Annotated in this window: 10 protein-coding genes and 1 pseudogene; 6 read left to right on the forward strand and 5 right to left on the reverse strand. The window is 52.8% G+C overall.

Features of this window, described 5'->3' with window-relative positions:
• The first annotated feature begins 78 nt into the window (after positions 1-78).
• Complete coding sequence (locus AC1DUO_RS18345; protein ID WP_112197068.1) at positions 79-1,086, forward strand: fatty acid desaturase; 1,008 nt, start codon at positions 79-81, stop codon at positions 1,084-1,086.
• Between the two features lie 12 nt (positions 1,087-1,098).
• A complete protein-coding gene (locus tag AC1DUO_RS18350) occupies positions 1,099-1,905 on the forward strand; it encodes a phosphate/phosphite/phosphonate ABC transporter substrate-binding protein (RefSeq protein ID WP_013576702.1) in 807 nt (268 codons plus the stop codon).
• 46 nt (positions 1,906-1,951) lie between these two features.
• Here the strand turns inward: AC1DUO_RS18350 and sseA are convergent, their stop codons facing one another.
• The 3 genes from sseA to AC1DUO_RS18365 all read right to left on the reverse strand — a co-directional run bounded on the left by sseA (position 1,952) and on the right by AC1DUO_RS18365 (position 4,309).
• Positions 1,952-2,797 carry a 3-mercaptopyruvate sulfurtransferase gene (gene sseA / locus AC1DUO_RS18355; protein ID WP_119261904.1) on the reverse strand — a complete coding sequence of 282 codons (846 nt, stop codon included), beginning with the start codon at positions 2,795-2,797 and terminating at the stop codon, positions 1,952-1,954.
• Positions 2,798-2,830: 33 nt separating this feature from the next.
• Positions 2,831-3,379, reverse strand: coding sequence for a GNAT family N-acetyltransferase (locus tag AC1DUO_RS18360; protein ID WP_112151736.1), 549 nt, complete (start codon positions 3,377-3,379; stop codon positions 2,831-2,833).
• A 138-nt stretch (positions 3,380-3,517) separates the two neighbouring features.
• Complete coding sequence (locus AC1DUO_RS18365) at positions 3,518-4,309, reverse strand: helix-turn-helix transcriptional regulator (RefSeq protein WP_119261903.1); 792 nt, start codon at positions 4,307-4,309, stop codon at positions 3,518-3,520.
• Between the two features lie 138 nt (positions 4,310-4,447).
• Here AC1DUO_RS18365 and AC1DUO_RS18370 point away from each other — a divergent pair, with 138 nt between their 5' ends.
• Positions 4,448-5,218 (forward strand): class I SAM-dependent methyltransferase, encoded by a 771-nt coding sequence (locus AC1DUO_RS18370; protein WP_013576698.1) that lies wholly within the window; start codon positions 4,448-4,450, stop codon positions 5,216-5,218.
• Between the two features lie 56 nt (positions 5,219-5,274).
• Here the strand turns inward: AC1DUO_RS18370 and AC1DUO_RS18375 are convergent, their stop codons facing one another.
• Positions 5,275-6,195, reverse strand: a complete 921-nt coding sequence (locus AC1DUO_RS18375; RefSeq protein ID WP_013576697.1) for a DUF808 domain-containing protein — start codon at positions 6,193-6,195, stop codon at positions 5,275-5,277.
• A 394-nt stretch (positions 6,196-6,589) separates the two neighbouring features.
• On the opposite strand from AC1DUO_RS18375, the gene AC1DUO_RS18380 reads away from it, so the two are divergent.
• The 3 genes from AC1DUO_RS18380 to aroL all read left to right on the forward strand — a co-directional run bounded on the left by AC1DUO_RS18380 (position 6,590) and on the right by aroL (position 8,504).
• Positions 6,590-6,865 carry a YdgH/BhsA/McbA family protein gene (locus AC1DUO_RS18380; protein WP_013576696.1) on the forward strand — a complete coding sequence of 92 codons (276 nt, stop codon included), beginning with the start codon at positions 6,590-6,592 and terminating at the stop codon, positions 6,863-6,865.
• Positions 6,866-7,125: 260 nt separating this feature from the next.
• Positions 7,126-7,704, forward strand: coding sequence for a class I SAM-dependent methyltransferase (locus AC1DUO_RS18385; RefSeq protein WP_477988233.1), 579 nt, complete (start codon positions 7,126-7,128; stop codon positions 7,702-7,704).
• A 275-nt stretch (positions 7,705-7,979) separates the two neighbouring features.
• Complete coding sequence (aroL, locus tag AC1DUO_RS18390; protein ID WP_013576694.1) at positions 7,980-8,504, forward strand: shikimate kinase AroL; 525 nt, start codon at positions 7,980-7,982, stop codon at positions 8,502-8,504.
• A 46-nt stretch (positions 8,505-8,550) separates the two neighbouring features.
• Here aroL and AC1DUO_RS18395 read toward each other — a convergent pair.
• Positions 8,551-8,750 (reverse strand): annotated as a pseudogene (locus tag AC1DUO_RS18395) (IS4 family transposase); the annotation flags it as partial.

The following is an 8,750-nucleotide window of genomic DNA, read 5'->3' on the forward strand; positions in this document are numbered from 1 at the left end:
ATAGATAGTGATTTAAGTTAGTTAGCGGCATCCATTCGTTACCCGATAATGTGTCAGGTTCCCTGACTCTGGCACATTATGGCGTCCTCTTCGTTTTACCTCAGCGCCCGTCAGCGGGCCAAAATCACCCTCCGTTCGCACCATTTCTGGTGGCGGCGGGAAATCCCCACCTGGCTACTGATTGTCTCGGTTTACAGCGGCTGGTTTGCGGCAGTGTATTTCTGGAATAATCTCGGGCCATGGCTCGCAACGCCTGTGCTTATCTGGTTCACGACCTGGTATATGTCGCTGCAACATGAACTCATCCACGGGCATCCGACCCGCAAACCCTGGCTGAATCAGCTGATTGGCACGCTGCCGCTGGCGGTCTGGTATCCCTATGGCCTGTATCGCGACACGCATCTGCAACATCACCGCAATGAACATCTGACGCTGCCCGGCGATGATCCTGAAGCCTATTATTTCAGCCGCGCCAGTTGGGAAAGTCTGTCGCCCGCCATGAAGGCCGTTGTCCGTCTGCGCAATACCTTGCCGGGAAGAATGCTCATTGGCCCGTTACTGGATATCGTCAGTACGCTGACCGGCGCGCTGATAGCCGTGTTGCGCGGTGAGTGGCGCACAGTGGGGATGTGGCTGATACATGGCGCATTGCTGGTGGTTGTGTTCAGCGGGATGGCGCAACGCGGGCTGTCGCCGCTGTATTTTATTTTCGCAGTAAGTTATCCGGCACTCAGTCTGACCAAAGTTCGTTCTTTCTTTGAGCATCGCGCAGAGCATGCGCCGCAGGCCAGATCAACGCTGAATGAAGCCGGTTTTTTGTGGCGTTTACTGTTTCTGAATCTGAATTATCATCTGGTGCATCACGATTTACCCGGCGTGCCATGGTATGCGCTGCGCCAGATCTATGTCGCTGACCGCGAAGCCTATATTCAGCGCAGCGGGGGTTTTGTGGTGCACGGTTATCGCCAGTGGTTCCGTGACCACACGCAGACACCCGTTGACGTCGAAGCTCATCCTTTTGCCGCCGGGAAATCTCCGGCGCAATCCGTGCCAGGCGACTATGATTATCAGCAGGATACCCCCTGACGGAGTGGCCAGATGATGCTGATGTCTTTGCCGATGTACGCGGTTTCTCCCGCTGATGTGGAAGCGTTCGCCGGAGTGTTACGCCAAAAACTCAGGCAACTTGGCCTCGCCTCCACGCCGGACAGGCTTAACTGGCCGCAGGATTTATTCTCACACTGGCAGGCGCCGGATTTACTGCTCAGCCAGACCTGCGGTTTCCCGCTGATGGAAAGCTTGCCGCAGGTTCAGCTGGTAGGCACATTCAGTTATCACGCCCCCGGTTGCGATGGTTTCCGTTACCGTAGTTTTTTGCTGGCGCGTGAGGAGGATGCCGGATTGCATCTGGCCGGTTTCCGTCACCGGCGGCTGGCGTTTAACAGCACCGACTCCCAGTCAGGTTATAACAGCCTGCGTGCACTGGTCGCACCGCTGGCCAAAGACGGGACATTCTTCTCGCGGGCGACGGCGACCGGCAGCCACCGTGAATCGCTTCATTACGTTCAGCAGAATCTCGCCGACCTCGCGGCAATTGACTGCGTGACGCTGGAACTCCTGCGCCGTAGCGAACCCCGCTCCCTCAGCGGGCTGGCGGTGATCGGACAAACGGCTGCTGTACCGGGTTTACCGTTGATTACTTCTCCGGAGACCTCTGCGGAGGATCTGGCAATTTTGCGGCAGGCGTTACATGACATCGTGGATGAACCGATCAGTCATCCCTTACTTATTGAAGGATTTACCGAAGTGCCGCGGCAGGCTTACCGCGTCATCAGCCAGATGAAAGCATTAGCTCAGGCGTTTGGCGTCAGTGAGCTGATGCCTGCATTGCAAAAAACGACATAAAAAAACCGGGCACGGTGCCCGGTTGTCGTTTTTCTGCATCATGGGATCAGTGCGTTTCGATCGGAAAATCTTCGTTAATATCGCCCCATTCAGCCCACGAACCGTCATACAGCAGCACGTCTTTAACACCCAGAGAATCCAGCCCAAATGCCAGTGCGGCGGCCGTCACGCCGGATCCGCAACTGGTGATCACCGGTTTATTCAGATCCACACCCAGACGCTCAAACGTTGCCTTCAGATCCTGCGGTGATTTCAGGTGTCCGTCCTGCGTCAATTCGGTAAACGGAACACTCAGGCTGCCGGGAATATGACCGCCGTGCAGCCCGGGACGCGGTTCCGGTGCCTCGGCTTTGAAACGCGCCAGTGAACGGGCGTCGATAATCTGCACGTTACCGATGGCATCTTTGACCTGTTCTGCGCTCACGACCACCGGACGCACCAGTCCGGCGTTGAACGTCGTGGGCACGCGGGTGTGCTCGCCACTTTGCGCCGGCTTACCTTCGGCAATCCATGCGTTCAGACCGCCATCCAGCACGCGTACGCTTTTGGCTCCGAAACTGGTCAGCATCCACCACACGCGTGGCGCGGAGAATAAATCGCCTTCGTCATAAAGGACGATGGTTTGCGTATCGGCCACGCCTAAACGGCTCATCGACGCAGCGAATTCTTCCGCTGTCGGCATCATGTGTGGCAGGCCGGTCGTGCAATCAGAGATGCTGTCGACTTCCACATAAATCGCATTGGGAATATGCGCTTCGAGATATTTTGCGTGGAAATCTAGGGGCGGTGTAATGCCCGGTTTGGATTTACGACAATCGATAATGACCACGTCCGGTGAGTTCAGATTCTTCGCCAGCCAGTCGGTAGATACGGTATGGGTAGAAAAAGTCATGTTCTGTTGCCTTATCTTTTTGTGAAACCAGTCTCAGAGATCGCCCGGGATCAGGGAATACATCCAGGCGTCACGCGGCTGGCCGTGATAATAAAGCCGGTTGCGGTGCAGACCTTCTGATATCGCGCCCGTTTTTTCCGCCACCCGTCGGCTGTGGTCATTGCCTTCCATTACCACGATTTCCAGACGGGTCAGCTCCAGCTCGGTAAACGCAAAGCGCGCCGCCGATCTGGCTGCCAGCGTCGCCAGTCCGCGGCCGGTATAACCGGTGCGGATCCAGTAACCGAGATTGGCGAATTTATACTCCGGCGTGATGCGGTTGATGCCCACACTGCCAATCAGATTACCGCCTGAGCGCTCAAATACACAGAAATTGAATTCTGCGCCGCGATGGCGTTTCTGCTCGCTGTCGGCCAGATATTTCCGGCTGTCTTCAAGCGAATATTTATCCGTACACCAGGATTCCCATGCGCCAATTTCCTTCACGGAGGCTTTAACCGCCGCTAAATGCGTGACGGCCTCAAGTTCGGTCGCTACACGAATTTCGAATTCTTCATCCTGATAGATCTGGCGAGTCATCATGGGCATTATCCTGTCATGGAGGAAACCAATTATTTTAGGAAACCAAAAAAATCAGCCTCACATATCCGGCATCTGTATGTCAATTGGTGAAAACGCCAGTTAAACGAGAAAAAACAGCAAGCTGGCCACCCTCGTTTTTTACGCTTCCGGCACCAGAATCACCAGCTTACATTCTGCATATCCGGCAGGGAAAAATGTCTGTTGCCGGTAACAGATTTCGCCCTGAAGCGGATGATGAAAACGGCGTTCACCGCCTTCACGCGCCAGCACTTCCTGCTGCGACCACCACTGATTGAACTCGTGACTGCGATCGCGCAGGCTGATTACCGACTGACGGACTGTTTCAGAATGGGCGTAATGGCTGGTCTCGGCACGAAACTCCGCCACTACACGTTTGGCGCGTTCCGGCCAGTTTGTGACCAACTGGCGTGCCAGCGGATGCAGGAACATAAAATCCAGCAAATTAGGGTGTTCATCAACCCCCAGCCAGCCACTGAACAACGCCTCCGCTTGCGGATTCCACGCCAGTACATTCCAGCTACTGTCGAGCAGATAACCGGGGCAGGCGAACTGACTGACACACTCTTTCAGGCTGGCGTCCGGTGCGCCGGAAGAGGGTAATACCTGCGGATCTTTCACCGACGCCAGACTGAATAAATACTCTCGTGCCGCAGGTTCCATGCGCAGCGCTTTGGCCAGGCTGTCAAGGGTCGCAGCGGAAATGGACACATCGCGCCCCTGTTCAATCCACGTATACCACGTTGCGCTGATCCCGCTGATTTGTGCCAGTTCTTCGCGGCGCAAACCGCTGGTTCTGCGGCGTGGTGAACCGGGAAGCCCGACCATTTCCGGCGTCACGCGTTCGCGGTGAGTCCGTAAAAACGTGCCCAGCGCTTTCGGTCCGCTGAGCGACTCTGCGTTATCAATCATAATATTCACTTAAACAGGGTGTAATTGATACCAGTATAAACGCTCATATTGTACCCGTATAGAACAATGCCTATAGTGATTTTGAGGTCATTTGAAACCCGCATTCTTATTACAAAAACAAGACAGACAGGAGCAATGATGAACACAAAAAATACTCACAGTCAGGCCGTAGATAAGCAGTTTGGTTCACAGGCTCAGGATTATCTGACCAGTGCGGTTCACTCGCAGGGCGCTGATTTACACCGTCTGGCGGGGTTGCTGGCACCCTATAACGAGGCGCGGGTCATTGATCTGGGTTGTGGGGCAGGGCACGCCAGCTTTGTCGCAGCAGGTGTGGTTAAAAATGTGATTGCTTACGATTTGTCGTCACAGATGCTGGACGTGGTTGCACAGGCTGCGCGGGATAAGCAACTGACGAATATCACCGTGCAACAGGGCGTGGCGGAATCGCTGCCGTTCGACGACCGCAGCGCGGATGTGATTATCAGCCGCTATTCCGCGCACCACTGGCATGATGTCGGGCAGGCGCTGCGTGAAGTGGCGCGTGTGCTGAAGCCGGGCGGGAAATTTATCATGATGGATGTGGTGTCGCCGGGGCATCCGTTGCTGAATATTTATCTGCAAACCGTGGAAGTGCTGCGCGACACCTCGCATGTTTGCAACTATTCACCAGGCGAATGGCTGAACATGGTGGCTGAAGCCGGGCTGGTTGCGCGTGAAGTGACGACAGATCGTTTGCCGCTGGAGTTCACCAGTTGGATCGCCCGCATGCGCACGCCTGAACATTTCGCCGTCGCTATCCGCGAGCTGCAAAAAAAGATGTCTGACGACGTGGTAAAACATTTTGAGATCCAGCCTGACGGCACATTCACCAGCGATATCATGATGCTGGTGGCGTCGAAGAACTGAAGGGAATAGCGGTGAATTGCGCCCTCCGGCATAAGGAAGGGCGCAATGTTTCTGCATTATGATTTTTTACCGAACACCTTCTGTCCAGTCATCACCAGCGCCAGCACGGCGGCACCGACAATCAGGCCCACCACTAAATCAGTGGCACCGGTAATCAGTGTATTCACCCAGCTTTCGTGCCCGTGCGTCAGAGGCTCAATCAGGCTGTGCATAAATGGCAGACCGTGGCTGATGATACTGCCGCCGACCAGGAACATGGCGATGGTGCCGACGACAGAAAGCATTTTCATCAGCCAGGGGGCGAGATTCACGATGCCGCGGCCAAAGGCGCGTACACCTTTCATGATGCTGCTTTCACCGGCAAGCTTGCTCAGGTACAAACCTGCGTCGTCAATTTTGACTATCGCACCGACCAGCCCGTAAACCCCGATAGTCATTGCCACCGCAATCAGCACCATCACGGTAACCTGATTAAGGAACGGCGCCGATGAAACAATACCCAGCGAGATTACGATGATTTCAGCCGAAAGAATAAAGTCGGTGCGCACCGCGCCTTTGACCTTATCTTTTTCGTGCGTTTTAGCCTCTGTTTCATTTTTTATTTCGGCGGCTGCCGGTTTTTCTTCTTCATGATGCCCGCCCGGCATCAGTTTATGGGCGATTTTTTCGAAACCCTCGTAGCACAGATAGGCACCGCCAATCATCAGCAACGGGGTGATGGCCCAGGGAATAAACGCACTGATCAGTAAGGCCAGCGGAACCAGAATGGCTTTGTTGATCATCGAGCCTTTGGCAACGGCCCAGACGATCGGCAATTCGCGATCGGCTTTCACTCCCGTGACCTGTTGTGCATTCAGCGCCAGATCATCACCCAGCACGCTGGCTGTTTTTTTTGCAGCGACTTTACTCATTGCCGCCACATCATCAAGAATCGATGCGATATCATCGATTAAGGCCAGAAGACTACCACCCGCCATAAATACTCCCTTTCATCATTATGATTATGCAAAGGTTCTCCGCGCGCGCGGGAAACCGAACTCTGTAGCCCTGACAGTGCAGGCGATCACAGCAACAGAAAATTCATACAAAATAATCATAACAGTGATTGCATGCCGGCGTCGATTTGTGCAAAAGTTGTGCGGGTTATAAATAACTTTGAAAACTCTCCATACTTTCTCCATTAAATATCTCTATTTCTGCGGCAGTTAGAGTGACTGAAAAGATTACTTTCGTTGTCTCCTTATTTTTACCACAATGGTTGAATTTCTTTACATTCGATTACGTCCGCTTTCATTGATTCGCCGATAATTAATTCAACGGATTGCTTCCGCCCCATTAATTAACGAAACTAACGAAAGAAAGGTGCGTAATATGAAACTGTTACCTGCAATTACAGCTGTTGCTATTACTGTTGCTTCATTCTCAGCCCTGGCTGCAACGCCTATTACAGAAATGCAGGCGCAAAGTGGTAATTACCAGTCATTGGGCACTGTGTCTGTGAGCGCGCCGAATACGGTTCCGGGCAGCTTGCATGACCAGCTGAACCAGATTGCCTCAGATAAAGGTGCAAATCACTACCGTGTGATCGGTGCAGACACACCGGGGGATTCAAGTCTGACCCGGGCAAGCGTTGAATTGTATAAATAAAAATCTGGTGTTTTAAACGAGTCGTTTAATTCGTCTGATTCTTATTAGTTTCAATGACGTTATATGAAGTTGAGAAGGCCAATGTCACCTGACATTGGCCTTTTCTATTCCCTGTATCACGCTTCTCATCACATTTATTTTGAGAATCATCCCATGTAATTTATTTTATATGAACCTTTCAGGCGATTTATTCCCTTATTAATCATTTCTTAAGAATTTAAAGATGATATAAGGGTCTATATCCCCAGGAGGACGTTTGAATGTTAAATGCCGCAAGAATGACGATTAAGAACACCGGGATTTCGATTCAGAATCAGTTTTTTTATTTGCAGAATTTTATTAGTTCACCACGCACGATGGGGACGCTGATGCCCTCGTCACCGTGGTTGTGCCATGCGATGCTCAGCCAGATTGACTGGACAACATMGCTGGATATCGCCGAGCTGGGCGCGGCCGACGGTGTTCTGACCCGCCGCATCCTGAGCCGTATGCGGGCAGATGCCAGGCTTGAGGCTTTTGAAATACAGCCCGCGTTTGTGCGTAAGCTTAATCAGATGAAAGATAGTCGTTTGCAGGTGATGGCGCATTCTGCCGAGCACATGAGCACGCAGTATGACGCCGTATTTTCCTGTCTGCCGCTGCTGTCGATGCCTTTGCGTACCAGCATCAGGATTCTGCAGACCACACGGCAACAGCTGAAAGATAAAGACGGCGTGCTGGTTTTATTCCAGTACAGCCAGCTGTCAGAGAAATTGTTATCACGTTACTTCACCTGGAAAAAAATCCGGGTAGTGAAGAATTTTCCGCCCGCACTCGTGTACATCTGTAAACCTCGCTGATACAGCCACTTAGGGGATAGAGCTCGCAAAGCTTATTGCAGGCCATTGCGCAGCAAGGATTTTTCAGTATGATGCCCTGAACGGCGTAAATAAAACGCTACAGAAGCTTCACCGGCAGGTGACAAAAATCTGCCAGTGAGGCTTTTTTGTTGTACTATCTGGCGAGTACATCGGCAGGGCAGTGCAATGACCCACTTCTGACACTCACACTTCATATTGATGATGGATTTTCATCAGGCGGGCTAACGGCTCCCGGGGAATAAAGGATAGCGGTAATGACACAAACCATTTTCATGGTCGGCGCACGCGGTGCAGGTAAAACGACGGTTGGCAGCGCTCTGGCGAAAGCTCTGGGCTACAAATTTGTCGATACCGATCTGGCGTTACTGTGCGCTTCTGGTCTCAGCGTGGCAGATATTGTTGAGCGCGAAGGCTGGGAAGGTTTCCGCCGTCGTGAAACTGAGACACTAAAAGCCATTTCCTCGCCACTGACCGTGGTTGCCACAGGGGGAGGCGTGGTGCTGTCCCAGGAAAATCGCGATTTTATGGGTGAAAATGGTACGGTCATTTATCTGCGTTCCCCTGCATCTACCCTGGCAAACCGTCTGGAAGATGCACCACTGGAAGATCAGCGCCCGACGCTGACGGGCAAGCCGATCGCTGAAGAAATGACAGAAGTCCTGAATGAGCGCGAAGCGCTTTATCAGGAGTCCGCCCATCATGTGGTCGACGGAACTCAGGAGCCGCAGACTGTCGTGAATCTGATTTTGGATGCACTGGCGTTGCCGATGGCGCGCTGAATTCCGCTCATCTCCTGACAAAACGAGCCCGGGTGGCTAATGCCGGTCACTTAAGGTGACCGGCATTGTTTTTTAAGGGATATTTCGACCTTTTTTCTCTCACTTCCCTCGCATATTCACGCTCACGTCTCGAGGGCAGTTTTAGCATCGCTGCGTTGCTGTAAAAATGCTTCAGATGACCCGGGATGGCTCCCGCTGATGCCCACGGCAGCCCGATTAACAACCGTAATATCTCCGACACTGCAC

The organism is Rahnella sp. P4_A8, assembly GCF_056402435.1.

Excerpts from the sequence above, each read along its gene's own strand:
- AC1DUO_RS18345 (WP_112197068.1), top strand. The coding sequence starts at position 79 with ATGGCGTCCTCTTCGTTTTACCTCAGCGCCCGTCAGCGGGCCAAAATC.
- AC1DUO_RS18350 (WP_013576702.1), top strand. The coding sequence starts at position 1,099 with ATGATGCTGATGTCTTTGCCGATGTACGCGGTTTCTCCCGCTGATGTG.
- sseA (WP_119261904.1), bottom strand. The coding sequence starts at position 2,797 with ATGACTTTTTCTACCCATACCGTATCTACCGACTGGCTGGCGAAGAAT.
- AC1DUO_RS18360 (WP_112151736.1), bottom strand. The coding sequence starts at position 3,379 with ATGATGACTCGCCAGATCTATCAGGATGAAGAATTCGAAATTCGTGTA.
- AC1DUO_RS18365 (WP_119261903.1), bottom strand. The coding sequence starts at position 4,309 with ATGATTGATAACGCAGAGTCGCTCAGCGGACCGAAAGCGCTGGGCACG.
- AC1DUO_RS18370 (WP_013576698.1), top strand. The coding sequence starts at position 4,448 with ATGAACACAAAAAATACTCACAGTCAGGCCGTAGATAAGCAGTTTGGT.
- AC1DUO_RS18375 (WP_013576697.1), bottom strand. The coding sequence starts at position 6,195 with ATGGCGGGTGGTAGTCTTCTGGCCTTAATCGATGATATCGCATCGATT.
- AC1DUO_RS18380 (WP_013576696.1), top strand. The coding sequence starts at position 6,590 with ATGAAACTGTTACCTGCAATTACAGCTGTTGCTATTACTGTTGCTTCA.
- aroL (WP_013576694.1), top strand. The coding sequence starts at position 7,980 with ATGACACAAACCATTTTCATGGTCGGCGCACGCGGTGCAGGTAAAACG.